Here is a 25,871-nt window from a genome sequence, read left to right as displayed (position 1 = left end):
TGGGTGCGGCCGGTGCCGGCATGACGGACCCCCACCAATCCGTGGACGCCCAGGGGCATCGAGATCCGGCGAGGTGGCGGCGCTGACCGACCACGAGCCGCCCCTGCCCGGTCTGTCTCGAGAGCCCGAGTGGGGGCCATGACGGGCGGCTTCGCGGGGGAGACGCGCAGGAGCGAGCCCGGCGAGTGTCGCTCACGCCTGAGACGTGGTGGCCTGCCGTCCGCCGCCGTCGGCGTGCGAGGTGCGGAACGTGCGGCGGTAGGTGTCGGGCGGCACGCCGACCGTGCGGTTGAAGTGCCGGCGCAGCGTCGTGCCTGTGCCCATGCCGGTGGCTGCCGCGATCGCCTCGACACTGTCGTCGGTGGTCTCCAGCAGTTCCTGGGCGCGGCGGATCCGCTGGGTCAGCAGCCATTGCAATGGGGTGGTGCCTGCCACCGACCTGAAATGGCGGCCCAGGTTGCGTGAGCTCATGGCGGCCTGGCGGGCCAGGTCCTCCACGGTCAGCGGATGGTCCAGCCGTTCGATCGCCCAAGGGAACAGCTCCGCGAGCGGGTGGTTCTCCTGCGCGGGCACCGGTGAGGTGACGAACTGGGCCTGGCCGCCGGCCCGGTGCGGCGGCACGACCAGCCGGCGAGCGATCGCGTTCGCGACCGCAGAACCGTGGTCGAGGCGGACGAGGTGCAGGCACAGGTCCATGGCGGCGGCCTTGCCTGCCGAGGTGAGCACGCTGCCGTTGTCCACGTAGAGCACGTCAGGATCGACCTCCACCCGGGGATAGCGCGTGGCCAGCACCCCGGTGTGCGCCCAGTGGGTCGTCGCGCGCCGCCCGTCCAGCAGGCCGGCTGCGGCGAGCACGAACGCGCCCGTGCAGAGGGAGGCCACGCGCGCACCCGCCTGGTGGGCCGCCCGCACCGCGTCGATGAGGTCGCCGGGCGGCTCCGCGTCGACGTCGGCCCGTGCGGGGACGATCACGATGTCGGCGCTCGCCAGCCGGTCGAGCCCGTAGTCGGGCTCCAGCCGGAACCTCCCGGCCTGTACGACGCCTGGCCCGCAGCCGATGAGGCGGTACCAGGGGCCGGCCACATCGGCCGGTGCGGTGCCGAACACCTCGTAGGCCACCGACAGTTCGAAATGCAGCATCCCGTCCGTGACGGCGACCGCGACAGTCCTCATGTCCGGAATTGTACGACGTATGGCGTTCCAGACACTCGCGCGTAAGGACCGCTGCTGCCATGCTTTGCTCTCAGCAGTGGAACAACTGAGCACGATGGGGAAATGATGAGTTCAGGTCAGACGGTCGCGGTCTTCGGCGCGTATGGGCACACCGGCCGCTTCGTGGTGGCGGAGCTGCGGGATCGCGGGTTCGTCCCGGTCCTCTCCGGCCGCGACGCCGGGAAGCTGGAAGAGCTGGCGGCGTCCTTTCCGGGGCTCGAGGTCCGGCCCGCGTCGGTCGACGATCCGGCGTCGCTCGACCGCGCGCTGGCCGGCACGGCAGCTGTGATCAACAGCGCTGGGCCCTTCGCCGCGACGGCCGCCCCGGTGATCGAGGCGGCGCTGCGCGCCGGCATCCCGTACGTGGACGTGGCGGCCGAGATCGAGGCCAACGCCGACACGTTCGCGCACTTCGCCGAGCGCGCCCACGCCGCCGGGGTCGTGATCGTCCCCGCGATGGCCTTCTTCGGCGGTCTCGGCGACCTGCTGGCCACCGTCGCGATGGGCGACTGGACCGCCGCCGACGAGGCGCACGTCGCGTACGCGCTGAGCAGCTGGCACCCCACCACGGGGACGCGCGACGCGGGGACGGTCTCCAGGGAACGGCGGGACGGCCGGCGGGTCCGCTTCACCAACGGGAAGCTGGAGTACCACCAGGACGCTCTGCCGTCCCTGAAGTGGACGTTTCCCGAGCCGGTGGGCGTCCGGCCCGTCTTCGGGGAGTTCAGCATGGCCGACGTCGTCACGATCCCCAGCCACCTGGCGATCCCCGAGGTGCGCTCGTACATGACGGTCGAGGCGGTCGAGGACCTGTCGGCCCCGGACACGCCGGCGCCGACGGCGGCCGACGAGCGCGGACGCTCCGACCAGACGTTCCTCGTCGATGTCGTCGTGCGCTCCGGCGATGTGGAACGGCGCGCCACGGCGAGCGGCCAGGACATCTACGCCATCAGCGCGCCGCTCGCGGTGGAGGCGGTCCGCCGCATCCTCACCGGTCAGACCAGGACGACCGGGGTCGCCTCCGCTGGAGAGATCTTCGACGCGGCCGACTTCCTCCGCGCGCTGTCCGCGCACCTGTCGTTCGAACTGCGTCAGTAACCGCTGGGCGGGTGATCCTGGGAGTTCTGGCGTCCGGTCACCGCTTGTGGCCGGTGGCGGCGAAGGTGTATCCGCCGATCACCCCCAGGCCTGTCAGCGCCTGCGCCATCAGGTAGGGGATCAGGTCGGCCGGCTGTACGGCGAGGGCGACGAGGGCGGGCGCGCAGCCGAGCAGGGCGAGGTCCACGCCGGTCATCGCCCACAGCAGGGGCCCGGTGGGAATCGCGCCGCCGGGCGTGTCGATGATGGGCAGGGAGTGGTCGACCGGCCGCCGACCGGCCATGCGCAGCGCCGCCGCCGCCAGCGCGGGGGCGCACGCGGGCCCGAGCAGCCACCATGGTCCGGCGGACAGGGCGCCGGCGGCGCTCATCCCGGCCAGGGCGGCGCTCAGCCAGGCCGCTCCCAGCAGGGCGGGAGGCAGGGCGCGCGCGCTCGTCGCGGCCCTACGCCCCACGGCCAGCAGCCGTGACAGCGCGGGATTGTCGCTGTCGCGCCGTGCGCCGGCCGTCACCGACGCGGCCGCGCCCAGCGCACCGGCCACCACCAGGACGGTGGCCACTCCGGTCAGCCCGGCGGTCACGGCCAGGGCGGGCAGGGCGCAGGAGCTGACCAGCACCGCGAACCGGACCGGCCGGCGGGCGGTGCGGCGGACTTCTTGCCAGGCCAGTGCCCATGCGCCGCGCACGGGCCACGGTCGTGAGCGCAGCGTGCGGGCCCGCCAGTGATTGTCTTCCGCCGCCCAGGTCAGCGCGCCGGGATCCACCATCACGGTCGCCTGCGCGACCTGGCCACTCCTGCCGGAGGCGTCGATGATCGCGCGGGCGGGTAGGCGGTCGAGCGCGATCCAGGCCTGCCGTACCAGGAACGCGGCCACCGCGGCCGCGCATCCGGCGGCGGCCACGGCCAGGCCCACCGGCGCTCCGGCCAGGACCGTGGTCAGGTGCCGTCCGGGGCCGGCGCCGAGCACGGCCAGCAGGACGGCCGCCACCACGGTGAACGCGATCAGCGCCTGCACCCATTCGTCCCAGGCGGGGGAGGCCTGCCCCAGGACGGTCAGCGCCATGCCGCCCAGCCCGGCCCCGACGCCGAGCACCAGCGCAACCGTCAGGCGTAGAGAGGTGTGGTCGGGTGCGCCGAGCGCCGAGATCAACGCCACGCCCAGGACCAACCCGCTCAACACCGAGATCGCCAGCAACGCCGGCGTCGTTCTGCCGAGGACGGTACGTCGCGGTAGCGGCGACAGCAGCCGCCAGGAGGCGTCGGCGGCTGACACCACCACCGGGCCGGCCGCCCGTGCCAGCGTCAGGTAGGCCGCGTAGGCCACGGCCACCAGCGCCAGCCCGGAGCCGGCGCGGGCGGGGTCGGCCTGCCGGGCCAGCGAGCCCAGCGCGGACGCGATCGGCTGGCTGACGATCGCGATGAGCATCGCGGCGCCGAACAGCGCCGTGTACCGCTCCTGCCAGCCCTTCATGCGGCGGCCTCCAGGGTGACCAGGCGTGCGCCACACTCGCCGGCGAGCTCGTGGTCATGGGTGGCCATGATCACGGTGCCGCCTTCGGCGGCGTACCGGCGCAGCACGCCCGCCAGCCGGGCGCGGAAGGCGGCGTCCAGCCCACGCTCCGGCTCGTCCAGCAGCAGCAGCCGGCTGGGCCTGATCAGTGCCATGGCCAGTGACAACCGCTGCCGCTGCCCGGTGGACAGGGCAAGCGGGTGCAGCTCGCCGCGCTCTTGCAGGTCGAAGGCCGTCAGCGCCTCTTCCACGCTCAGGCGCCCGCCGCCGTGCACCGATACCGCCAGTTCCAGATGTTCGCGCACGCTCATCCCCGGATACCAGGCCGGTTCGTCACCGGTCAGCGCCACCTCGCGCCAGAAGCCCGCCGTGTCGGCCGGCGGCGCGTCCAGCACCTCGATGTGGCCGGCGGCCGGGCTGTGCAGCCCGGCCAGGCAGCGCAGCAGGGTCGACTTGCCGACGCCGTTCTCGCCGGCGACCGCGACGATCTGCCCTGGTCCGGCGGTGAGGTCCACCCCACGCAGCACGGGGCGCCCGCCCAGGTCCACCCGCACACCCCGGGCGGAGATGATCTCTGTCTTCATGCGGGGAGTCTAGGCCGGGCCGCAGGAATGCCCTGGCTCGAGGCGATCGAGCCGCCTCGCCTGGACAGGTAACGCGGACCCGCCACCCACGTAGCCGCCGGAGCAAGGCGGCAGGGTGCTGGAGACGCGGATCAGCTCAGGCGGACATCAATCGGAAGCTACACACTGCGGATATAATCTCAGTGTATAGTCAGCGGCGTGGATCACATGATCGAACCCCCGAACCGGGCCGCGCTGGACGACAGCCACGGCGAGGTGCGCAGACCCTGGAGGCGTGGCCGACTGGCCACCATCACCGGACTGGTCACCGTCATGGCCGCCTCGCTCCTCCAGGCCCTGCCGGCCGCCGCGTCCCAGGCGCCCACGCCGTACCTGCCCAAACCGACCGGCTCCCAGCAGGTCGGCACCACATCCCTACACCTGAAGGACACCTCGCGCCCCGACCCCTGGGTTCCCACTGTCAAGTACCGCGAACTCATGGTCTCGCTGTGGTACCCGGCCAGGTCGCCAGGCCGTAAGCGGGCGCAGTACATGACGGCGAAGGAGTCTGAACTGCTCCTGAAGGACGGAGAGATCACCAGCATCCCGGCCGACACGCTGAGCAAGACGCGCACCAACGCCTTCACCGACGCCCGTCCCGCCGGGCGCAGGCACAGCCTGCCCCTCGTGGTGCTCTCCCCGGGGCACAGTAAGCCCCGCAGCATGCTCACGGGCCTTGCCGAGGAACTGGCAAGCCGGGGATATGTGGTGGCCGCCATCGACCACACCTACGAGAACGTCGCCACGTCCTTTCCCGACGGACGGGTCACCACCTGTGTCACGTGCGAGATCTCCAAGGAGAAGGGCTGGTGGGTGAAGCTGGAGAAGAGCCGGGCCGCCGACGTGTCCTTCGTGCTCGACCAACTGACCGGCGCGCACCCGAAATGGAAGAGCGCCGGCCTGATCGATACGTCGAAGATCGGCATGGCCGGGCAGTCGGCCGGCGGCGCGAGCACCGTCACGGCCATGGTGGAGGACCCTCGGCTGCGGGCCGGCATCGATATGGACGGAACCGTGGAAAGCACGATCCCCGCATCGGGACTGTCCCGGCCGTTCCTCCTTCTGGGCAAGCCCGCGACCTACACGCCGGGCAAGGGCGAAACCGCTGCCTCGTGGGAGCGCGTCTGGACGGGGCTGACCGGCTGGAAGCGCTGGCTGCTGATGACAGGAGCCGTGCACCTGTCCTTCACCGACCTGGGAGTCCTGGTTGACCAGGTCGGCGTCGAGGTCGGCGCCGACCTCGCCGGCGTCCGCGCCATGGACATCACCCGCAGGTACGTCACGGCCTTCATGGACCAGCACCTACGCGACAAGCCTCAGTCCTTGCTGGCCAAGCCTTCGGCGAGCTACCCCGAGATCACGTTCTGCGACCCGCAGAAGAAGACCTGTGCCTGACGCGCTCGCCGGGTAGCGCCGCCCAGCGCGTAGGGGCCGGGGCCAGAATTCGGTCCGGTCCTCCCCGCAGGCCGCCTTCCGCCCTACGCGATGCGGCTGCGATGCGCAGCTTCATTCGGGGCTATCCACGGCGGTGGGAACGGGCGGGAGGCCGAGAACGCCGCGCACCGCCCTCTCGGCGAGTTCGACGTCGTAGGGCGCGTGGCCGGCAAGCGGGATCGTGACGCCCTCGAGGGCGCCGAGGTAGGCGTCGGCCGTCTGCTGGGGTGGCGGCCCCGGGGGGATCGCCCCGGTGGCGCGTCCTGCGGCGATCCGGTCGGCGCAGACGGCGAGCACCCTGTCGACGATCTCCGCGATGGCCCGGCCGACGGGATGATCCTGTCCGGCGAACTCCATCCGGAGCGTCATCAGCACCCCGGCGACGTCGCGGCGGCAGTAGACGGCGTGACCCCGCGCCATCAGCAGGAGCGCCTCGACGGGGTCGGCCTCCTCGTCGGCGAGCCTGCCGACCTCGGCGTTCCAGCTCTCCTCGACCCAGCGCACCACCGCCAGCGCCAACTCCTCCTTGTTGGCGAACAGGTGATACAGCGCCCCACGCGTGTATCCCGCCTCGCTGGCCACCCGCTCCAGCACCAGGTTGGCGTACCCGTACGTGGACAGCCCCCGCGCCGCGGCCTCCAACAGGGCGCTCCTGGTCCGAGCGCGCCGATCCGCCTGCTTCTGCCGGCCACCCTCGGGAATCTCAACTTTACCTACAGGCATGTACGTAGGTTATAGTGGCCGGCCCCACACTGCAACGCGGCACCTCTGGCGGGAGCGGGAGCGAGGTCGCCGGACGTCGTTGCTTCTGTACCTACTAGTATGTACGCTGGCACCATGGACACGAGGGAACGGCTGATCGAGAGCGCGCGGGAGCTCCTGTGGGAGTTCGGATACGTGGGCACCTCGCCGAAGGCGATCCAGCAGCGGTCCGGGGCGGGTCAGGGCAGCATGTACCACCACTTCCGCGGCAAGCCCGACCTGGCGCTGGCCGCGATCACCCGCAGCGCCGACGAGCTGCGGGATCGCGCGGAGGCGGAGTTCTCCGGCCCAGGCACTCCGGTCCAGCGGGTCACCACCTACCTGCGCCGGGAGCGGGACGCCCTCCGGGGCTGCCCGGTCGGACGCCTGACCCAGGACCGGGACGTGATGGCCGATCCCGCGTTGCGCCGTCCGGTGGAGGAGACGTTCGCCTGGCTGCGAACCCGGCTCGCAGGGGTCCTCGCCGAAGCGGTGGCCGAGGGCGAGCTCGACGCCACGCTCGACCCCGCGGCCACCGCGACCGCGCTCGTCGCGGTGCTCCAAGGTGGATACGTGCTGGCCAGGGCCGCCGGCGACGCGGAGGTGTACGCGCAGGCCGTGGACGGCGCGCTGGGCCTGCTCGCCGGACATGTCCGCAGCACGGCTACCTGACCGACTTCGGCATCACCCACCCAGAGCGACCAGTTCATCTGATCGAATCACTTGAAAGGACGTCACGATGCCATTTGTCCGTATTGACGCGATTCGTGCAGACGAGAAGCGGTTGGAGGCCGTGGGCAGGGCCGTACACGATGCGCTGGTGGAGGCCGTCGGCATCCCGCAGGACGACCTGTTCCAGGTGCTCACCAGCCACGACGGCTCACAGCGCGTGCTCCGCTACGGCACCTTTCCCGCCATGGACAGGGACGACGACATCGTGTTCGTCGCCATCACCATGCGCTCGGGACGTACCGCGGAGCAGAAGCAGACGCTCTACCGCAGGATCGCCGAGCTCGCCCAGGAGTACGCGGGCACCGAGCCACGCAACGTCCTCGTCACGATCACCGAGAACGAGCCGATCGACTGGTCGTTCGGCGACGGCGTGGCACAGTACGCGGAGGCGGCCCCCCACTGACGGACCCTGCCGGGAAGGTCCGTCGGATCAACGGAGGGGCGTCACCTCCGTGGGCCATGGACGCCTGCGGGCGCGAACGACGGCGTCGTGCATGGTCATCTTGTGACCGTCGGGGGCGGTGGCCGATCGGGACCTGGCCTCGGCGACGGCGATGTCCCACAGGCCGGGGTCGAGGTCGGCGGCGACCTCCTCGGCGGTGAAGTGCACCGCGGGCGAGGGGCCGTGCGAATGGGTGGTGTGGGGATCGGACGGGTGGTGGCCGACGATGAGCAGCGTGCCGCCCGGCGCGACCGATGCGGCCAGGCGGCCGAACAGCGCCTCGCGCGATGCCGCCAGGTGCACATAGTGAGTGGAGACCAGGTCGAAGCGTTCCTCGGCGGGCGTCCAGCTGGTCAGGTCGGCCTCAACCCAGTCGATCCGGCTCGCGAGGTCGGCGCCGAGGCTTTCGGCGTGCTCTCGCGCGCGGGCCAGCGCGGTGGCGGCGATGTCCACCGCCGTCACCCGCCAGCCGCGTGAGGCGAGCCAGACGGCGTCGGCTCCCTCGCCACAGCCCGCGTCCAGTGCCGTGCCGGGCGGCAGATCGCCGGCCTCCGCCACGAGCTGCGGGTTGGGCCGCCTGCCACCGACCGCGGCGTGGCCGTGGTAGCGCTCTTCCCAGTACGTCCTGTCGAATTCTTCGGACACAGTGGTTCCCTTTCTCTTGTTCACAGGCCGTGGCGACGGTCGCCCATCGCCAGTTCACACAGACGCGCCTCGGACTCGGCCGAGAACGGGTCCAGATAGGAGGCGACCGCCAGCCGGGTCTCCTCCGCGACCAGGTCGGCGTTGATCTGGGCCGCCGCGGCAGCCCCCGCCGCCGCCGAGGCCCCGACCTGGGCCGCCAGGTCGGTGACGTTGCCCGCGACCCACACCCCCGGCACCTCGGTACGGCCGGCCGCGTCGGAGGGGATGTGCTCACCGGCCCCTAACGGGTGTTCGGCCGGCCGCAGTCCGAGGGCCGCCAGGAAGCAGGCACGCGCCGTCATCCGCGGCGAGACCGCCACCGTCTCGCGGCCGACCAGCGTGCCGTCGCTCAGCCGTACGCCCACGAGGCGGTCCTCGGCGATCTCCAGGGAGGCGACCTCGCCGTCCACCACGCGGATGCCGCGGGCGGCCAGCTGTCGCGCCTGCTCGCCGGTCGGCGGCGGCATGGTGTGGGAGAAGAAGGTGACATCGGCGCTCCACTGCCGGAACAGCAACGCCTGGTGCACCGACAGCGGCCCGGTGGCCAGCACGCCGATGGCCTGGTCGCGGACCTCCCAGCCGTGGCAGTACGGGCAATGCACCACGTCACGGCCCCACCGATCCCGCAGGCCGCGCACGTCCGGCAGCTCGTCGACCAACCCGGTGGTCACCAGGAGCCGGCGTGCCCGGACGGACCTGCCGTCGGCCAGCGTCACGGTGAACCCCTCGGTGTCGCGGACCGCCGTGACGACCTCACCTGACACCACGTGCCCGCCGTACCGGCGGACCTCGGCCCGGCCGCGCTCCAGCAGCTCGGCGGGCGGGGTCCCGTCGAGGGCCAGCAGCCCGTGCACGCCTTCGGCAGGGGCGTTGCGCGGCGCGCCCGCGTCGATCACCGCCACCGCCCGCCGTGCCCGGGCCAGCATCAGCGCCCCGCTCAACCCGGCGGCGCCACCGCCGAACACCACCACGTCGTAGCCGTCCTTCAGCTGATCGGTCACCATGACCACCTCCACGACAACCATGCGAGCACACCAGGCATATGTGCAAACCTTGTTGCCGATCTGGCAAACTGCTTTCATGGACAGCGACCTCCACCAAGCGCTCGACGCGGTAGGGCCCCGGCTGCGCGTGCTGCGCCGGCAGCGCGAAACCACGCTGGCCGACCTGTCGGCGGCCACCGGCATCTCGGTGAGCACCCTGTCCCGGCTGGAGTCAGGGGCCCGCCGCCCGACCCTCGAGCAACTGCTCCCTCTGGCCAGGGCCCACGGCGTCACGCTCGACGACCTCGTCGACGCCCCGCCCACCGGAGACCCGCGTATCCACCTGCGCCCTGTCACCCACCACGGCATGACCATGGTGCCCCTGACCCGCCGAGCTGGCGGCATCCAGGCGTACAAGCTCGTGATCTCGGCCGGCGACCCCCGGAAGGAACCCGATCCGCAGACCCACGAGGGCTACGAGTGGCTCTATGTCCTCAATGGACGGCTGCGGCTCGTCCTCGGTGAACAGGATCTGGTGCTCTCACCCGGCGAAGCGGCCGAGTTCGACACCCGCGTGCCGCACTGGTTCGGCGTGGCGGGTGCCGAGCCGGTCGAGTTCCTCAGCCTGTTCGGCAGGCAGGGCGAACGCGCGCACCTGCGCGCCCGTCCCAAACCAAGGAACCCGCCCGGACGGCCCGAGGAGCCGTGAGGGGACCGCCAGTCACCCGAGGTTCCAGCTCGGATCGAGGCCGGTCAGGCCGGCGCTGGCGGTCCACACCCGCGCCGCGAGTTCAGCGTCGGCCAGGTGACCCCGGAGGGGTTCGAGGGTGGGCAGGCCGCGAATCCCGAACACTCGGGGTCCCCAGCTGGCCACCGGCCCCTCGACCAGCCCGAAGAGCAGGCCGAACATGGCCGCGGCGAGAAGCCCCGACCCCACCCCGTCCACGCGGATGGACGCGTCTCCTTCGTCGTGCGGCAGCAGCCGGACGTTATGCCAAACGTGCGGCCGAGCGCGGTTGGGCGGGGCGGGTGAGGCGGTGCTCGCCGGGGCGCCGCCTCCGCAGGCGGGCGCGGCACTGCAGGAGCGCGGCCCCGGCCTGAGTCCACCACCCGCCTTGCCGGAGGACCCGCCGAAACACCATGGATGTCGCCCTTCTGGGAGCAGGGTCCCAGAACGGAATCCTCCGCAGGGCCGAGTGAACCGGCGGCGCGACGGGCCACGCTGAAGGCATGATCGTCAACGCACTGACACTCACGTGGGGCGCGGCCCTGCTGCCCGGCGCACCCACCCGCATGGGTGCGCGAGCGCGCGCCGCGACGGCCGCATCCCTCACGAGAAACGGTGGGGGCCCTGGAGGCTGGCCGAGCGAGAACCGTTCGATGGCGGCGATGAGCCGAACCCTTCGTGTGCTGCTTCGCCCTGTGGCCCGGGTCCACGGCGAAGCAGCGTGACTTAGGGTTTGAGCGTGCGCGTGGCACGAACCTTCATGACGATCGTGCGTTTCCTCAGACGCCCCCGGGTCTTCGACACGACGCTGGTGATCGTGCTCCTCGCCCCGGTGCTCCTGGGCGCGATCTCCATGATCGCCGCCCGGGGCGAGACATGGGCGACGCTGAGCGCCGGGTTTCACGTGGCGGGCTCACTGTGCCTGCTCATGAGGCGTGGCCGCCCGATCCTGACCGTCGGGCTGGTGGCCGCGCTGGACGTCGTGGGCATCATGACGCAGTCGGTGTTCTTCACCAGCCTGCCCTCGCTCATCGCCTGCTACAGCCTGGGCCGCTACACGACCGGCCATCCGACCCTGATCACCTCGGCGGCGGTCTTCGTCGTCTACGCGGTCGACACGGAGGTGTTCCTCGCCGGTACGGGCAGCTGGTTGGGGTCCCTGTTCGCCGTCCTCGTGCCCGTGGGCATCGGCCAGCTCGTCAGGCTCAGGACCGAGCTCGACGAGCGCGGCAGGCAGGAGGCCGCCGACGCCGCCGTACGCGCCGAGCGGAGACGCATCGCCAGGGAACTGCACGACGTGGTCGCTCACCACATCACCGTGATCAACGCCCTGGTCGGCGGCGCGCGGGCCACGCTCCCACCGGGGCAGGATGTCACCAAGAACGCTCTGGAGAGCGCCGAGCAGACGGCCCGCCAGGCGATGTCGGAGATGCGCCGCCTGCTCGACGTGCTCAGGGTCGACGGCAACGAAGGGCCGGACGCCGCGACGGGAGTGGGCGCGGAGCGGCTTCCCGTACTGATCAAGGAGGCCGGCTCGTCGGGACTGCCCCCCAGCCTGACGGTGACCGGCGAGCCCGTCGAGCTGCCCTCCGCCGTGGACCACGCGGTCTACCGCATCGTGCAGGAGGCGCTGACCAACACCCGCAAGCACGCCGTGAGCGCCAGGACCAGCGTGCGGCTGGCGTACGAGCCGGCCGCGGTGGAGGTCGAGGTGCTCGACGACGGCCTGCCGAAGGAGGTCGGCGCGCCGGGGTTCGGGCTCGTCGGCATGGCCGAGCGGGTGGCGTTGTGCGGCGGCCGGCTGTCCACGGGCCGGCGTCCGGAAGGCGGCTTCCGGGTGCACGCCCGCATCCCCCTGGAGAGACCATGATCAGAGTTCTGCTCGCCGACGACCACGAGCTGGTGCGCAAGGGCTTCACGCTGATGCTGGACGCCCAGCCCGACCTGAGCGTGGTCGGCGAGGCCGCCGACGGCGCGGAGGCGGTGGAGCTGAGTGGGAGACTCCGGCCCGACGTGGTGCTCATGGACCTGCACATGCCCGGCCTGGACGGCGTGCGCGCCACCGAGCTGATCACCGCGCAGCTGCCGGGCGTCCGGGTACTCGCGCTGAGCACGTTCGACCTGGACGAGAACGTGATCGCGGCGCTGAGGGCCGGCGCCGACGGCTTCCTGCCCAAGGACGTCTCGCCCGAGGAGCTGATCGAGGGCGTACGCGTGGTGCACCGCGGCGAGTCGGCCGTCGCGCCGCGCCTGCTGACCAGGCTCATCGGCACGTTCGTCCGCGCCTCGCGTCCGAAGGCGCTGCCCGCCGAGCTGTCCGGGCTGACCGACAGGGAGCGGGAGATCCTCGTGCTGATCGCCCGAGGCCGCTCGAACCCGGAGATCGCCGCCGCCCTGTCCGTCTCCCCCTCGACCGTCAAGAACCACGTGACGAACCTGTTCTCCAAGATCGGCGTCAGGGACCGGGCACAGGCCGTGATCGTCGCGTACGAGGCGGCATTGATCGAGCCTGGGGCGTAGAAGCCCGGATGCCCGCCGGGCGAAGGATGACGAGATCAGCCACATACCGCCGAACAGCAGTCAGGTGCCCGGTCGCTGGCTGCGGGGGAGGAGCACCGCAACCGGATCATCAAGCCTGCCCGTCGAAGCGGCACACGTCGAGCACGCAGTCGCGCAGCCACCGGTGAGCCGGATCCGCGTCGAGCCGGACGTGCCACAGCAGGGACACCGTCACCTCCGGGGCGCGGAAGGGCAGCTCGAAGGTGCACATCCCCTGGCGCAGGTTCTCGGTGTGACGCTCCGGAACCGTGGCGACCAGGTCCGAGGCCTTCGCCAGCGCCAACGCGGCGCTGAAGCCGTCCACCACCGTCACGATCTCCCGCCCGCCGCCCGCCGGGCGAAGAGCCTCGTCCACCAGCCCCTCGGTCAGACCGCGCCGCGAGACGTGCACGTGGCGCGAGGAGGTGTACCGGGCCGTCGTGACCTTCCCGGTGCTCAGGGGGTGCTCGCTTCGCACCACCCCGACGAACCGGTCGGTGAACAGGGGCGTGCTCAGCACGTCCGGAGCCGGCGCGTGCTCGACGACGCCCGTCTCCAGGTCGACACCGCCGTCTCGCAGGGGGCCAGCGTCCTTCCTGGTCTTCTGCAGGAACCGCAGGCGTGCGCCAGGGGCCTCTCTGCCGACCCTGGCCACCAGCGCGGGTCCGAACCTCTCCACGAATCCGTCGCTGGTGCGCAACGCGAACGTCCTCTCCAGCGTCGCCAGGTCCAGTTTCTCCGCCGGTCGCAACACCGCCTCGGCCTCCTGGACCAGGCCGCGCACACGCTCGCGCAGTTCCAGGGCGCGGGGTGTGGGCACCAGCCCTCGGCCGGCCCGCACCAGCAGCGGGTCACCCGTGGCTCGCCGCAACCGCGCGAGCGCGCGACTCATCGCGGACGGACTGAGCGCCAGCCGTTCTCCCGCCCTGGTCACGCTGCCCTCCTCGAGCAGTACGTGCAGCGTCACCAGCAGGTTCAGGTCGGGCCTTGCCATGCGCACACCTCCTCACACCTCGGCCTGACATGGCGTTCCATGCACATTTGAGTTTCCATCATTGCGTCTTCCGCCAGGTCGAAGCGGGGCCTACGTTCGTTGCGACCCCCCCTCGACTCCAGGAAGAGGCCATCATTGTGAGATCAGCGACCCCTCCCGGCATCGAGCCTCGGCAGACATCGCCCGCGCGCCGTCCATCACCGGCCTGGGTTCTCACCGCGCTGTCGCTGTCCATGCTGCTGCCCTCGCTTGCCACCAGCATCGCCAACGTCGGCCTGCCGAGCATGGCGGTGGCCTTCGACGCCGCGTTCAACGAGGTCCAGTGGGTGGTGATCGCCTACCTTCTGGCCATCACGACACTGATCGTCGGAGTGGGCCGACTCGGCGACCTCGCCGGTCGACGTCGCCTTCTCCTGACCGGCATCGCCGTGTTCACCCTCGCCACGCTGCTGTGCGCTCTGGCCCCGAACCTTCCCCTCCTGGTCGCCGCCAGGGCGCTCCAGGGAGCCGGTGCCGCGTGCATGATGGCGCTGACCATGGCCTTCGTCGGCGAGACGGTACCCAAGGACCGCACCGGCAGCGTCATGGGGCTGCTCGGGACGATGTCGGCGGTCGGCACCGCGCTGGGGCCCTCCCTCGGCGGGGTCCTGATCGCGGTCTTCGGCTGGCGTGCGATCTTCCTCGTCGGCGTGCCGCTCGGCCTTCTCGCGCTCGCGCTCACCTTCCGGGTGCTGCCCGGCTCGGCGCCGGCGGCCGGCTCCGCACGGCGGCGGTTCGACACCGTGGGTACGGTGTTGCTGGCGATCACCTTGGGCGCCTACGCGCTGGCCATGACGATCGAAGGGAACGCGTTCGGCCTGCTCACGATCGGGCTGCTCGTCGCCTCGGGGGCGGGCCTGGCCCTGTTCGTCATCACCGAGAGCCGGGTCTCATCCCCGCTGCTCACCCTGTCGATGTTCCGCGACCCCGTCCTGGCCGGTGGTCTGACGACGAGCGCCCTGGTATCGGCCGTCATGATGGCCACTCTCGTCGTGGGGCCCTTCCACCTGGCCCTGGCACTCGGCTTCGACCCGGCCTTCGTCGGCCTGGCGATGTCGGCAGGCCCTGCGGTGTCCGCTCTCACCGGCGTCCCTGCAGGCCGCGCCACCGATCGTTTCGGAGCAGAGACGATGGTGGTCGTCGGGCTGTGCGGGATCATCGGCGGCACCGTGGTGCTTGCCCTGACGCCCACGGCGGCCGGTGTCATCGGCTACGTCCTGCCGCTGGTCGCCGTCACTGCCGGCTATGCGTTGTTCCAGGCGGCCAACAACACGGCGGTCATGAAGGACGTCTCCCCGACCCGGCGTGGCCTGGTGTCGGGCATGCTGAACCTCTCCCGCAACCTGGGGCTCATGACCGGCGCATCGGTCATGGGCGCGGTCTTCGCCTTCGCCGCCGGCACGAGCGATGTGACCACGGCCGCGTCGGCGGAGGTGGCCCGAGGAACCCACTGGACCTTCCTCGTCGCGGCCCTGCTCGTGACCTTCGGCCTGGCCGTGGTCCTGGGGCTTCGGCTGCGTTCTCGTGCGACGACCCCTGAGGGCGGGGCTACCACGTGAGCGTGGCGGGCAGTCCGAACCGGAGCGGAAGGTCGTTGCCGAGGAACTGGGTGATGGCGTGAATCTGGTGCGGGCCAGGGGTGAGCACGATCAGCCCTGCCGGGTGGGCGATCGGCCGGGAGCGGTCGGGGAGGTACCAGCCGAACGCGGCCTGGGTGTTGGCGCGGGTGGCGACGAGCCTGAACGGGCGGCCGGGGCGCCAGGCCGTACTGGCGCGCAGGAACGCCACGATCGCGTCCGGACCGTGGTACTCGTGCGGCGCCGGCGGCATCGCGAGCCACGCGTCGTCGGTGAGCAGGGAGACGATGCCGTTGATGTCGTCGGCGGTGAACGCGTCGGCGAAGCGCCTGGTGAGGTCGCGCTCCTCGGCGGAGCCGGGCCGAGCCAAGGTCACGTCGCCGCGGCGTTTGTCGAGTGTGGCGCGGGCGCGCTGCAGGGTGCCTTTGACGGCGGTCTCGGTGGTGGCCAGCATGTCGGCGACCTCGGCAGCGGAGTAGCCGAGCACGTCGCGAAGCACCAGCGTCGCGGTCTGGCGTGGCGGCAGTTGCTGCAGTGCCGCGATGAACGCCAGTTCCACCGCCTCCCTGCCGTGGTAACGGACCTCCGGCCCTGGATCGGCGTCGGGTATCTGTTCCAGCAGCGCGTCGGGGTAGGGCTGGAGCCAGGTCGTTTCGCCGCGGCGCGTGGGTTCGGGAGGGTCGAAGGGCGGGACCGGCTCTGCCGGGACGCGGCGACGGCCGTCGCGGAGGGCGTTGAGGCATCGGTTGGTGGCGATGCGGTACAGCCAGGCCCGTAGCGATGCCCGGCCTGCGAAGGTGTCCAGGCCGCGCCAGGCCGCCAGCAGGGTCTCCTGCAGCAGGTCGTCGGCGTCGGTCAGCGAGCCCAGGATCCGGTAGCAGTGCAGGTGCAGCTCGCCGCGGTAGGGCTGGGTGAGCTCACGGAACGCTTCGCCGTCGCCGGCACGGGCGCGCGCCAGTGTGGCCTCGGTCACTGTCGGCCCCTTCCCCGTTCCGTTCATGGCGACGGCGGTGTCTCAACTTACATGGACACCACGGGAATCGACACGGCATTCGAACGGATGCTCGCGCGGCAGTGGGTCCGCCTCACCCCGACCGACGAACACACCTGCGTTGCCTTCCTCGAGGAGGCGCGCGACTTCGTGATGAGCAGAAAGGGACCCCGATGACCGACCACACCAGCCCCGCCCTGACCACCGCGCTGGCCTACCACGACGCGTGGACCAGCAAGGACCTGGAGAAGGCGATGACCTACATCGCCGACGACATCGTCTGCGACGCCCCGGCCGGGCGCATCGAGGGCGCCGCGGCGTACCGCGCCTTCCTGGAGCCGTTCGCGCAGACTCTTCTCAGCACGAAGATGATCGCGGCCTTCGGCGATGAGGAGACGGCACTCGTCATGTACGACACCGAGAGCATCCCCGTGCCGAGCGCGCCCGGCGCCGAGTGCGTCACCGTCACGAACGGAAAGATCACCTACAGCCGATTCCTCTTCGACAGGGCACCGTTCCTGGCCGCGGCCCAAGCGGCGAGCTGAGCACACGATCGCCCTTCGTCTTCCCGAGCAGCGCCCTTGGCCGGGCACACGCCGTACCTGAGTGGGCCCGGCCGTGAGTCCTTCGGGGGTTCACCCGGCTGTTGGCGGTGCGGCAGGCTGGTGGTCGCGCCCGGGGCGCTGCCGGGAGTGGTGCTCCTTCTGTTCGTGTCGCTCGATCCGGGCCATCCGGGCCATCCGGGCCGTCAGGTCCTCGAGGTCGGCCGGGGTGAACTCCCAGCGGCGGCTGCCGGTCCTGCCGCGCTCCGGATGGCCGGGGGCTTCAGGAAGCTCGTGGCCCAGGCGACCGGTATGACGACCACAGCGATGATCAGGCCGGTGACCACCGCGGAGGAGGCGGTGGAACTGCCGATCGCCACGCCACCGGCGGCCGAGCCGAACGCGATGCCCACGTTGACCGCCGAGGCGGGCAGCGACTGCGCCAGCGCGCCCCCGGGGCCGGCCAGGCTCAGGCCACGGCGGCGGGTTCGACGCGTTCCAGGAGCACGCCGTCGCCCCGGCCGCCTGGGGGCCGCCCGTCAGGGCAGGGCCGGCACGGCCGGCTGGGTGTTGGTCCAGCCGGCCTCGATCAGCGTGTGGTCGAAGCTCTTGGGCACGAACGCCTTGCCGTTGACCGTGACCGTCCCGCTCTGTGACAGCAGCACCATCTTGGTGGTGTCGACGACCAGTCTCACCATGGACGAACTCGTGCTCTTCTCGCTCGTCCTGTCGATCAGGACGGCGGCGCCTGACCTGCCCAGGCCGTCCTTCGCGTCGCCGTCGGCGCGCACGCCCGGCATCGTCAGCAGCGCCTGGTAGGCCGCGGCGCGGACCTCCTTCGGAGCGGGAAGGTCGTGGAGGATCTGAGGCAGGATCGTCGTGAGCGAGCTGCCGATGAGGTTCTCCGGAATCCGGTGGACCCGGCTCGCCTTGGTGAGCCAGTCCTTCAGGCGGTTCGGGTCGGCGGGCAGTCGCTGGACCTCGTCGTAGGTCAACCGCTGCCCCGCGAGCTCGAACGAGTTCGGGCTCTGCTGCTTCACAGGGTTCACCCTGCCCTTGGCGGGCTGGGTGGACAACTTCACGGTCTTGCCGTCGATCGACTCGCTCCACGTGGAAGGGGAGCCGTCACGCTGCCATGCCTTCTTGTCCGCCGCGCTCTTCGGCTGCGTCGCCAGCTCCCGGTATCCGAACCACGACCTGCCGTCGGGCGCGCTCCACCTTTCCACGATCTCCTGCTGCACCAGCGAGTAGGGGTCCGAGCTGGTGCCGAACTGCCAGGGATGGGTGGTCGTCGTCAGCGTCCTGGTATGCCAGTAGGCGCCCTCAGGGGGAGCGGCTGCGGCGGCCGACGGCGCGCCCAGGACGGTGGCACCCACCGCCAGGCTGACTCCGAGAGCGATCATCTGCCGAGCCGGTGCGGTCGCGAACTTCATATGTTTCCTCCATGGATGCGAAGTCACGACTGTCTATACGCCTGGGTTCCCTCGAACGGTTGCCCGCGGAATGTTCTTCGCGAGCGGGCAACCCTGGCGAAGGCCGAGGCGTATTAGGAGGCGTGAAATCGGACAGACAGCCGTGAGCGGCGTGGAACATGACTTCAGCGCCTTCGTGGCCGCACGTGCCACCAGCCTGCTGCGGGTCGCCTATCTCGCCTGTGGCGACCAGACGGAGGCCGAGGACGTGCTGCAGACGGCGCTGGAGCGTACCTACCGGAACTGGGACCGGGTCCACCACGAAACCCTTGAGCCCTACGTGCGCCGCGTCATCGTCAACGCTGCCATCAGTCGCGCCCGCCGCCGGGCGATCCTCAGCATCATCCCGATGCACAGCCCGCCGGAGAGGTCGGCGCATGCGACCGACACGGACCTGCGGCATGTGCTCATGGAGGCGCTGCGTGCTCTGCCGCCCCGGCAGCGCGCGGTGATCGTCCTGCGGTACTGGGAGGACCTCAGCGAGACGCAGACCGCCGAGGTGCTCGGATGCGCGGTCGGCACGGTCAAGAGCCAGGCGTCGAAGGCCATGGCCAAGCTCCGTTCGGTGCTCGGCAGGGAAACAGTGGAAGGAGTGATCAGGAATGCCCATGCTTGAGGACGAGATCCGCAGGCTCATGGCGGACGAGACCGCGGGGCTGCAGGCCGCGTCCGACCTGGCGGAGCGGGTGGTGCGCTCCTCCCGGGTCAAGAGGAGAAGGACCTGGACCGCCGCGGTGGCCGCGTCCGTGGCCTTCGTGGCCGCCGCGCCCGTCGCGTACCTGACCGTCGGCTCGGTGGCCACGACAGGGGCGCAGGTCACGGCCTCCGTGGCGCCGGAGCCACCCCCCATTGACGACATCCCGCCCCTGCCGTCCGCCCCGCCGGAGCTCGGGGACCTGGGTGACGGGAAGGAGTTCGGGCACGTCAAGGTGGGTTACCTGCCCGAACGGCTGCGGTGGTCGCACTGGTCGGTCGACTACGGCGACACGTACTCGACCTCGTACGACTACAAGGGCGACAAGGACGGCTTCTACTGCGTCCAGATCTACATGTACGAGGAGACGGCCGTCCAGGAGGTCGTCGACCGGATCCAGGGGTACCGCGACGAGGGCGACGGCGAGGAGGTGACCATCGGCGATCGAACCGGCTACCTGGTCGTGCAGCACGTCGGTGAGGACGGTATGAAGGGAACCCCGACGCTCTTCCTCAGAATGGGCGAGAAGCAGTGGGCCGAGATCATGTTCAGCCCCACCTACGCCAAGGAGTTCTCCGGCCCCGAGGCCGTCACCGCCGAGCTGAAGAAGATCGCGGAGGGGCTCACCTCCACTGTCTGATCCTGGCGGCCGGGCGCGGGGCTGCCCATGTCCTGATCTTCTGCTACTCGTCAGGGGCTCAAGGTCGGTCACTCCTGTGCCGCTCGGAATATCGAGCGGCACAGAAACCTGATCGTGCGCGCGGCCCCCGCCGGCACGCCGGACCAACCAATTGCCGTCGATCTTCCGGAAGCAGAAAGTGCCCCGGACCCACATGCCGCTCGTCGCTGTCCCGTTCTTCAGCATGCCGCTGAGCCGACCGAAGCAGTGCCCGAAGGCCACATCCTCGCGTTGCGTAGGCGGGGCTTGACCACTGGGCGCGCCGCACACGGCTGCCCGGCGAGCGCCCGGCCCGCCGTACGGCATCAGGATTCAGGCCGGGAAAGGGTGCGGGAGGTGACCGCGCCGTACCGGGCATCTCCGAGGAAGTTCAGTTGAGTACCGCGCCCTCTCTACGCATTCGGCGCAGACCACCATCGGGTAGGTCGGGGCTGCTCCCGTGCGCCCACAACGCGAGACGAGGGGCGCTGCTGACAGCCAGCGCAGCAGGGCCTCTCGTCGGTTCTGGAGACCTCGTCGAGCGGTCGAACAGTGCATCGACGAAGAATCGCCAGCTGGTAGATGTCCTGGTGTCTGTCAGGAATGAGGTTCAGGACCGTCCTCGTCCGGTGAGCGCGTCCCGCATGCGGTCCACCAGTCCCGTTCCTGGCGCCAGGAGCTTGTTGCCGGGCGGCGTGTCCGGCGCTGCCGGATGTGGCCGGGTCGGGGCCATCTTCTTGGCCTGCTGCACCTTGCCGGCCAGTTCGACGAGCTGCTCTTCGGGGCAGGCTTGACGCAGCCGCGGGAACAGGTTGTTCTCCTCTCCCTCGATGTGGTGGCGGATCTGCTCCATCAGCTGGCGCAGGGTGGGCCAGAACTCAGGATCAGAGGGCTCCAGCCGCTCCAGTGTCTTCATTGTCTGTTCGGCCTCAGCGTGCTCGGCGAGTTCCTGATCGGCCAGCTGGCCGCCGTCGGGCACGTGTTCGCGTACGGTGGGATAGAGGTATTCCTCCTCGGCGACGGCGTGGCGGACCAGTTCGATGACCACCTTCTCGGCCAGCGTCTTGGCCTGCTCGCCCGCGCCTTCGGACATCTGCTCGAGCTCGGTGAACATCTGCTCGACCTCGCGGTGGTCGGTGACCAGCACCGCGATGACGTCGTTCCGCTCGTCCATGTCAGGCCTTTCGCAGGTCGGCGGGCAGGGTGAAGGTGAGGTCGACCAGTCCGTCGTCGGTCGGCCTGTCTTGTCTGATCATTCATGATCCTTGTGTCGTTGCTCGGCAGGGCCGCCTTGGCCGAAACAGCGTCTCGCCCAGGCGGCCAGCGACCGCAGTGCTCCCGTGCAAGAGGGCGTGCGGCACGCTTCCGCTCATTGGAGGGCGCTGTGCCCATTGACGGCAACGCGCCACGGCGGCGGACAACAGCATCTTGATCCGTACTTGTCGCTCGCCTGGATCTCAACGACGGCGACGCTGGTCAGGCTGCATACCGACCGATGCAGGGGCGGCCGACGACCAACACCGTCCACGTCGCGAGGGCGGCGGCGACTTCTTGACGCGCTCGCTCGCGGATCCAAGCCATGCCAGGACCCACCCTCCGGGCCGCGGGGAACTTCTTCGTGCTCCTCACCCGCATCACCGCCATGCCTGAGGAGAGCGCCGCCGTACACGCGCGAACGCAGGCGATGTTCTCCGGCCCGCCCGTTCTCGATGCCAGCGGCGGGTTCGCCTTCAGCAACCCGCGCGGAGGCCGGCACCTGACCGGGTGTATCTAACTCCACCCCAACTCTGGGCTCAGCACCATTCCGGCCGGCCGGCCCGTCTCGTTACGTTCGTGACCTGGGGAAAGTTGTCCGAGACGGGAGATCGATGATGAGCAGGGCAATCGAGGCATCGGCGCGGTCGTATGCATCGCTCGATCCGTCCGCCAGAGCGCCGGCACCCGACCTGGCCAGGGGCGTGATGCTGCTGGCCATCGCTTTCGCGCACGCGCCGTTATTCGTGACGAAAGTGGGCCTGGGCCCTGCCGTACTCAATGAGATCGCGGAATTCTTCCACGTGCTCTTCGTCAGCAACCACGCACGGCCGATGTTCGCGTTTCTGTTCGGCTACGCGCTGGTCCAGCTCCTGAACCGGCAGACAGGGCGCGGCGCCGACTGGGTGACCGCGCGCAAGCTGCTGCGGCGCAGGGGGTGGTGGCTTGCCGCGATCGGGTTCGCGCACATGGTGTTGCTCGTCCCCATCGACATCCTCGCCGTGTACGGCGTCGCCGGCGTCCTTGTCGCTGGCATGCTGCGCGCCAAGGACTCGACGCTCCTCTGGGTGGCGGGGCTCAGCCTGGTGCCCGCCACCCTCATGGTCGGGGCCGCCATGTGGTTTCCGATGTCGCGGGACGTCTCCACTTATGCGGCGGGAAGCGTCGCGGCGGGGACGCGAGGCCCGGTAGAGCTGTTACTCGACCGGCTCCAGGCCTGGCCCTTCGGCCTTGTCGCGGGCGTCATCATGGTCGTTCCCGGGGTGCTGTTCGGGATCTGGGCGGCCAGGCGCCAGATCCTGGAAGAGCCGGCACGCCATCGGACGTTCCTGATCCGCACCGCAGTGATCATGACGACCCTCTCCGTGGCCGGTTCCCTCCCCGTCGCCCTCATCCAGGCCGACATGTGGGCCGATCCGTCGGCGGGCGCGCTGTGGGCCGCCGCGATCGCACAGCCGCTCACCGGCTACTTCGGCGGAATAGCCATGGCGGGAATCGTCGCCCTGCTGACGCCGTGGGCCACCCGGAGGAACAACCGCCTGACAACGGCGCTCCAGGCGATGGGGCAGCGCTCGATGAGCCTCTATCTCCTCCAGTCCGTCGTCTTCATAGCGCTCTTCTACCCGTACGGCCTGGGCCTCGAGGACGACCTCGGCCTGGCCGTCGCCACCGGAGTAGCAATCGCGACCTGGCTGCTGTCGCTGGTCATCGCCGACCTCATGCGAAGAGCCGGATATCGAGGTCCCGCCGAGATCCTGCTCCGCCGCCTCACCTACCGCTGATCCAGAGCGCTGAAAGGCGGATGCGGTCCTGCCGGCGTCGGCCGGGTGGACATACCCTACTATCGGGCGAAGTTGGCCTGTGAGCAGCTCGGGGAACGCTCTGGCCTGCCGTGGACGATCCAGCGTGCGACCCAGTTCACGAGCTCATCGTCTGGATGTGCACGAGCCAGCGGTGACTGCCGGTGATCGTGATGCCCAGCGGAGTCAGCTTCCAGCCCGTCGACGCCGGTGAGGTGGCCGCATCGCGACCATGGTGTGGCCCGATATCCACCGGGCCGTACTCGGGCCAGGACGGTGAGCACCTGACGCGTCTCGGCCGAAGCCGTGGCCACCGCGACCCGGGAAGCTGGGCCGCTTGGCGCACCCGGGTGCCGATCAGGGGGAGTTCTCAGAGCTTGCCGAGGCCTCGGGCCAGGATGGTGGCGGTCTTCGCGATGGTCGTGTTGTCAGTGGCGAGGCCGGGAGCGCGGTTGGTGTAGATCGCCATGATGAGAGAAGCGGCGCCCTTCTCTGGCCAGATGACGGCGATGTCGTTGCCGCCGCCGAACCCGTCGGAGTTGGTGCCGGTCTTGTCGCCGATCGTCCAGGTCTTGGGCAGGCCGGCCCGGATGCGCGCGGCGCCGGTCTTGCTGGCGAGCAGCCAGGCGATGAGCTGCTCGCGGTCCTTGGCGTGCAGCGCCTGGCCCGTCGTGAGCACGCGCAGGTCGCCGCCGATGGCCGCGGGGGTGGTGGTGTCGCGCTTCTCCCTCGGGGTCCAGTCGTTGAGCTGGGGATGCCAGCGGTCCATCCGGGAGATCGGGTCCTTCAGCGTACGGAAGTACCTCGTCAGGCCCGCAGGCCCGCCGATCTCCTTCAGCAGCAGGTTGGACGCGGTGCCGTCGCTCATGGTGACGGCCGCCTCGCACAGCTGGGCGACGGTCAGGCCGTCCTCGAGGTGCTTCTCGGTGACCGGCGAGCCGGGCGTCATCTCGGCGGCCGTCCACTTGACGAGCCTGCCCAACAGGCCGGGCTCGGACGTGCGCGCCTTGTGCAGCACGGCCGCGCAGAGGGGGGCCTTGAAGGTGGACAGCATCGGGAAGCGCTCGCCCGCCCGGTAGGCCACCGTCCTGCCGGTGGCCGTGTCCATCGCGTACGCGCCGATGCGGCCCTTGAAGGACGCCTCCAGCTCGCGCAGCTCCTTCTTGACGTGGGCTTCTCCGGCAACCGCCCCGGGGGCCGTCACCACCGTCGCGGCGGAGGCAGGGCCCGCGCCGAGGACGCCACCGGACAGGAGGGAGCTCAGCAGGGCCGTCGCGGACAGCGCGGCGCCGAGCCGGCGGGCACGGAAGTCTCGCATGTCAGATCCTCGTTCGTCGTCTGTCAGAGAGCAGGAGCCAAGCAGACGCGATCACATCGTGTCTAATAGCGAGACCAGGAGGCGATCGATAGCGGTTCACGTATGAGTCCTCGTCAGGACCTACGCGGCCGGCTTCGGTGGGCGGGAGGCGGGAGGCGGGGCGACGGGTCGCGGCGCTGGTCGATGATGGATCGCGTCTCGACGAGCAGGGGGTGGCGGGGGCGATGCCCAGCTCGGCGGCATCGTCGGCGGTGGTGCGGGCGGAAAGGACGGACGAGCCGAGAGTGGGGTATCTGCACGAGTCAGCGACGGCGTAGCCGTACGGCGTTGAAGAGGCGTGCGGCCACCACCGCCGTGCAGGCGATCGCGGCGGCCACCAGCCACATCATGAAGGTCGGGTAGAGATAGGCCACCTGAACCCACATGATGTCACTGCCCCTGGCGAGCACGCGGAAGATCGGGGTGACCGCGGCGCACAGCGCCACCGGCGCCAGGTACGGCAGCAGCCGCCACCGCTGCCACCCCGTACGGCGGGCGGGCCACCGCCGTGAGCGGGCCACACCACGCACGGCCAGCCCGACGGTCGCCAGGGTCAGCAGCACGAACACCAGGTCGGTCACCAGCGTGGGCGGCAGGGAGGGGATCTCGGGCCTGCCTCCCTCGATCAGGTCGACGATGCCCTCCATGAGCGCTTCGGCGTCGGCGAAGGCCATGCCCGTGTTGGCCATGACCGCGACGCCGTACCCGGACTCCGGCATGAGCAGTTGATAGGCCGTCGAGGTGAAGAGATCGCCGCCGTGTTCGATGACAGGCGTGCCGCGCTCGGTCTTGCCGATCGACCACCCGAGCGCGTACGTGTCGTCCTGCTCGGAGGGCGTGCGCATCTCCTTGAGGCTCGCAGGGGAGAGGCTGCCGTCCTGCTGCGCGATCAGCCAGCGGGCCATGTCGTTGGCCGTGCTGAGGACTCCGCCCGAGCCGTTGCCGAACGCGGTGGGCTCCGGCAGGGCGACCGCCTGGCCGAGGACGTACAGGTGGCCGCGGGCGCTGCCGGGCAGGTCCCTGTCGGTGTCGACGGTGGTGCTGTGGCGCATGCCGAGCGGCGCGAACACCTGTGATCGCAGGTGGGCCGCGAACGGCCGTCCGCTCACCACTTCGACCAGCCGCGCGGCGACCTGGTAGTTGGTGTTGTGGTAGCTGAAGGCGGTGCCCGGCTCCGAGGCGAGCTTCGCCGTCCTGAGCCGCGCCACGGCGCCTTCGAGGGTGCGGGGCTGCGGCAGGCTCTTCTCGCGGAAGGTCGAGTCGGCCATGCCTGAGGTCTGGTTGAGCAGCTGCCGTACGGTGATCGTGGCCGCTCTGGGGTCCGCCATCGTGAACTCGGGCAGGTAGCCGCGCACCGGCCTGTCGAGTTCGACCTTGCCCTGCTCCACCAGCCGCATGACGGCGAGGGAGGTCATGGACTTGCTGACCGACGCGACGGCCATGGGGGTGTCGGCCGTCACGGGGTCGCCGGCGGCCGTTCGGCCGTAGCCGGCGGCGTGGACCACCTCCGTCCCCTTGGTGATCGCGACCGCGGCCCCGGGCAACCCCGTCGCTTCACGGTATTGCGCGACGAACTCGTCCACTGCCGCGGGCGTGATGCCGGGTGGCGGGAGATGGCCGGAGGCGGGGAGAAGTGCCAGACAGAGGGCGGTAAAGGTATTTCTCAGCACCTTTCGACGCTATTGACGCCACCTGGCCCGCGACCATTGCGGAACTCCCGTGAGTTTCTTACGGGTAGCCGCCACTCCTGATCGACACCCAGGGTTCACC

The 25,871-nt window shown here is 70.5% G+C and carries 27 protein-coding genes; 14 read left to right on the top strand and 13 right to left on the bottom strand.

Annotated elements, in window-relative coordinates; translation table 11 throughout:
* Positions 1-192: 192 nt before the first annotated feature.
* Positions 193-1,173, bottom strand: a complete 981-nt coding sequence (locus ABFX50_RS24870) for a helix-turn-helix domain-containing protein (protein ID WP_346149741.1) — start codon at positions 1,171-1,173, stop codon at positions 193-195.
* Positions 1,174-1,275: 102 nt separating this feature from the next.
* On the opposite strand from ABFX50_RS24870, the gene ABFX50_RS24865 reads away from it, so the two are divergent.
* Positions 1,276-2,310, top strand: a complete 1,035-nt coding sequence (locus ABFX50_RS24865; protein ID WP_346149740.1) for a saccharopine dehydrogenase family protein — start codon at positions 1,276-1,278, stop codon at positions 2,308-2,310.
* A 37-nt stretch (positions 2,311-2,347) separates the two neighbouring features.
* On the opposite strand, the gene ABFX50_RS24860 is transcribed toward ABFX50_RS24865, so the two are convergent.
* Together ABFX50_RS24860 and ccmA are read right to left on the bottom strand one after the other, a co-directional pair.
* Positions 2,348-3,781, bottom strand: coding sequence for a DUF6297 family protein (locus ABFX50_RS24860; protein ID WP_346149739.1), 1,434 nt, complete (start codon positions 3,779-3,781; stop codon positions 2,348-2,350).
* Positions 3,778-4,404 (bottom strand): heme ABC exporter ATP-binding protein CcmA, encoded by a 627-nt coding sequence (gene ccmA / locus ABFX50_RS24855; protein ID WP_346149738.1) that lies wholly within the window; start codon positions 4,402-4,404, stop codon positions 3,778-3,780. The genes ABFX50_RS24860 and ccmA overlap by 4 nt, the downstream gene beginning before the upstream one ends.
* 207 nt (positions 4,405-4,611) lie before the next feature.
* On the opposite strand from ccmA, the gene ABFX50_RS24850 reads away from it, so the two are divergent.
* Complete coding sequence (locus tag ABFX50_RS24850) at positions 4,612-5,838, top strand: alpha/beta hydrolase family protein (RefSeq protein WP_346149846.1); 1,227 nt, start codon at positions 4,612-4,614, stop codon at positions 5,836-5,838.
* 111 nt (positions 5,839-5,949) lie between these two features.
* Here ABFX50_RS24850 and ABFX50_RS24845 read toward each other — a convergent pair whose 3' ends face one another.
* Positions 5,950-6,600, bottom strand: coding sequence for a TetR/AcrR family transcriptional regulator (locus tag ABFX50_RS24845; protein WP_346149737.1), 651 nt, complete (start codon positions 6,598-6,600; stop codon positions 5,950-5,952).
* A 114-nt stretch (positions 6,601-6,714) separates the two neighbouring features.
* On the opposite strand from ABFX50_RS24845, the gene ABFX50_RS24840 reads away from it, so the two are divergent.
* The gene (locus ABFX50_RS24840) at positions 6,715-7,290 is read left to right on the top strand and encodes a TetR/AcrR family transcriptional regulator (RefSeq protein ID WP_346149736.1); all 576 of its coding nucleotides are present in this window, start codon (positions 6,715-6,717) and stop codon (positions 7,288-7,290) included.
* A 67-nt stretch (positions 7,291-7,357) separates the two neighbouring features.
* On the top strand, positions 7,358-7,753 hold the full coding sequence (locus tag ABFX50_RS24835; protein WP_346149735.1) for a tautomerase family protein: 396 nt from the start codon (positions 7,358-7,360) through the stop codon (positions 7,751-7,753).
* A gap of 27 nt (positions 7,754-7,780) precedes the next feature.
* Here ABFX50_RS24835 and ABFX50_RS24830 read toward each other — a convergent pair whose 3' ends face one another.
* Positions 7,781-8,437 carry a class I SAM-dependent methyltransferase gene (locus ABFX50_RS24830; RefSeq protein ID WP_346149734.1) on the bottom strand — a complete coding sequence of 219 codons (657 nt, stop codon included), beginning with the start codon at positions 8,435-8,437 and terminating at the stop codon, positions 7,781-7,783.
* Positions 8,438-8,457: 20 nt separating this feature from the next.
* Positions 8,458-9,501 carry an NAD(P)/FAD-dependent oxidoreductase gene (locus ABFX50_RS24825; protein ID WP_346149733.1) on the bottom strand — a complete coding sequence of 348 codons (1,044 nt, stop codon included), beginning with the start codon at positions 9,499-9,501 and terminating at the stop codon, positions 8,458-8,460.
* A 55-nt stretch (positions 9,502-9,556) separates the two neighbouring features.
* On the opposite strand from ABFX50_RS24825, the gene ABFX50_RS24820 reads away from it, so the two are divergent.
* The gene (locus ABFX50_RS24820) at positions 9,557-10,168 is read left to right on the top strand and encodes a helix-turn-helix domain-containing protein (protein ID WP_346149732.1); all 612 of its coding nucleotides are present in this window, start codon (positions 9,557-9,559) and stop codon (positions 10,166-10,168) included.
* 12 nt (positions 10,169-10,180) lie between these two features.
* Here ABFX50_RS24820 and ABFX50_RS24815 read toward each other — a convergent pair whose 3' ends face one another.
* Positions 10,181-10,405, bottom strand: a complete 225-nt coding sequence (locus tag ABFX50_RS24815) for a hypothetical protein (RefSeq protein WP_346149731.1) — start codon at positions 10,403-10,405, stop codon at positions 10,181-10,183.
* A gap of 520 nt (positions 10,406-10,925) precedes the next feature.
* Between ABFX50_RS24815 and ABFX50_RS24810 the strand changes: the two genes are divergently transcribed.
* Together ABFX50_RS24810 and ABFX50_RS24805 are read left to right on the top strand one after the other, a co-directional pair.
* Positions 10,926-12,056, top strand: coding sequence for a sensor histidine kinase (locus ABFX50_RS24810; RefSeq protein ID WP_346149730.1), 1,131 nt, complete (start codon positions 10,926-10,928; stop codon positions 12,054-12,056).
* Entirely contained in the window at positions 12,053-12,706 is a 654-nt protein-coding gene (locus ABFX50_RS24805; RefSeq protein ID WP_346149729.1) for a response regulator, read from the top strand. The genes ABFX50_RS24810 and ABFX50_RS24805 overlap by 4 nt, the downstream gene beginning before the upstream one ends.
* Positions 12,707-12,815: 109 nt before the next feature.
* Here the strand turns inward: ABFX50_RS24805 and ABFX50_RS24800 are convergent, their stop codons facing one another.
* On the bottom strand, positions 12,816-13,718 hold the full coding sequence (locus ABFX50_RS24800; RefSeq protein ID WP_346149728.1) for a LysR family transcriptional regulator: 903 nt from the start codon (positions 13,716-13,718) through the stop codon (positions 12,816-12,818).
* Positions 13,719-13,855: 137 nt separating this feature from the next.
* Here ABFX50_RS24800 and ABFX50_RS24795 point away from each other — a divergent pair, with 137 nt between their 5' ends.
* Positions 13,856-15,316 (top strand): MFS transporter, encoded by a 1,461-nt coding sequence (locus ABFX50_RS24795; protein WP_346149727.1) that lies wholly within the window; start codon positions 13,856-13,858, stop codon positions 15,314-15,316.
* Here ABFX50_RS24795 and ABFX50_RS24790 read toward each other — a convergent pair.
* Complete coding sequence (locus ABFX50_RS24790; RefSeq protein ID WP_346149726.1) at positions 15,306-16,307, bottom strand: RNA polymerase subunit sigma-70; 1,002 nt, start codon at positions 16,305-16,307, stop codon at positions 15,306-15,308. The genes ABFX50_RS24795 and ABFX50_RS24790 overlap by 11 nt on opposite strands.
* 51 nt (positions 16,308-16,358) lie before the next feature.
* Here ABFX50_RS24790 and ABFX50_RS24785 point away from each other — a divergent pair, with 51 nt between their 5' ends.
* Together ABFX50_RS24785 and ABFX50_RS24780 are read left to right on the top strand one after the other, a co-directional pair.
* Complete coding sequence (locus ABFX50_RS24785; RefSeq protein WP_346149725.1) at positions 16,359-16,502, top strand: hypothetical protein; 144 nt, start codon at positions 16,359-16,361, stop codon at positions 16,500-16,502.
* Positions 16,499-16,870, top strand: a complete 372-nt coding sequence (locus ABFX50_RS24780; protein ID WP_346149724.1) for a nuclear transport factor 2 family protein — start codon at positions 16,499-16,501, stop codon at positions 16,868-16,870. Before ABFX50_RS24785 ends, ABFX50_RS24780 begins: the two co-directional genes overlap by 4 nt.
* A gap of 536 nt (positions 16,871-17,406) precedes the next feature.
* Here ABFX50_RS24780 and ABFX50_RS24775 read toward each other — a convergent pair.
* Positions 17,407-18,300 carry a hypothetical protein gene (locus tag ABFX50_RS24775; protein WP_346149723.1) on the bottom strand — a complete coding sequence of 298 codons (894 nt, stop codon included), beginning with the start codon at positions 18,298-18,300 and terminating at the stop codon, positions 17,407-17,409.
* Positions 18,301-18,370: 70 nt separating this feature from the next.
* Between ABFX50_RS24775 and ABFX50_RS24770 the strand changes: the two genes are divergently transcribed.
* Together ABFX50_RS24770 and ABFX50_RS24765 are read left to right on the top strand one after the other, a co-directional pair.
* Positions 18,371-18,955 carry a SigE family RNA polymerase sigma factor gene (locus tag ABFX50_RS24770; protein ID WP_346149722.1) on the top strand — a complete coding sequence of 195 codons (585 nt, stop codon included), beginning with the start codon at positions 18,371-18,373 and terminating at the stop codon, positions 18,953-18,955.
* A complete protein-coding gene (locus ABFX50_RS24765) occupies positions 18,942-19,673 on the top strand; it encodes a hypothetical protein (protein ID WP_346149721.1) in 732 nt (243 codons plus the stop codon). Before ABFX50_RS24770 ends, ABFX50_RS24765 begins: the two co-directional genes overlap by 14 nt.
* A 628-nt stretch (positions 19,674-20,301) precedes the next feature.
* On the opposite strand, the gene ABFX50_RS24760 is transcribed toward ABFX50_RS24765, so the two are convergent.
* On the bottom strand, positions 20,302-20,865 hold the full coding sequence (locus ABFX50_RS24760; protein WP_346149720.1) for a hemerythrin domain-containing protein: 564 nt from the start codon (positions 20,863-20,865) through the stop codon (positions 20,302-20,304).
* Between the two features lie 405 nt (positions 20,866-21,270).
* On the opposite strand from ABFX50_RS24760, the gene ABFX50_RS24755 reads away from it, so the two are divergent.
* Positions 21,271-21,465: a hypothetical protein gene (locus tag ABFX50_RS24755; protein ID WP_346149719.1), complete on the top strand. Its 195-nt coding sequence runs from the start codon at positions 21,271-21,273 to the stop codon at positions 21,463-21,465.
* A 97-nt stretch (positions 21,466-21,562) separates the two neighbouring features.
* Entirely contained in the window at positions 21,563-22,726 is a 1,164-nt protein-coding gene (locus ABFX50_RS24750; protein WP_346149718.1) for a DUF418 domain-containing protein, read from the top strand.
* 388 nt (positions 22,727-23,114) lie between these two features.
* On the opposite strand, the gene bla is transcribed toward ABFX50_RS24750, so the two are convergent.
* Positions 23,115-24,062, bottom strand: coding sequence for a class A beta-lactamase (bla, locus tag ABFX50_RS24745; RefSeq protein WP_346149717.1), 948 nt, complete (start codon positions 24,060-24,062; stop codon positions 23,115-23,117).
* 302 nt (positions 24,063-24,364) lie between these two features.
* Positions 24,365-25,771: a serine hydrolase domain-containing protein gene (locus ABFX50_RS24740; RefSeq protein WP_346149716.1), complete on the bottom strand. Its 1,407-nt coding sequence runs from the start codon at positions 25,769-25,771 to the stop codon at positions 24,365-24,367.
* Positions 25,772-25,871 lie beyond the last annotated feature (100 nt).

It is taken from the genome of Nonomuraea recticatena, from assembly GCF_039533245.1.
Taxonomy (GTDB): Bacteria; Actinomycetota; Actinomycetes; order Streptosporangiales; family Streptosporangiaceae; genus Nonomuraea; species Nonomuraea roseola.
Note: the sequence above shows the minus strand (reverse complement) of the source record. Positions and strands in the feature narration are given on the sequence as shown.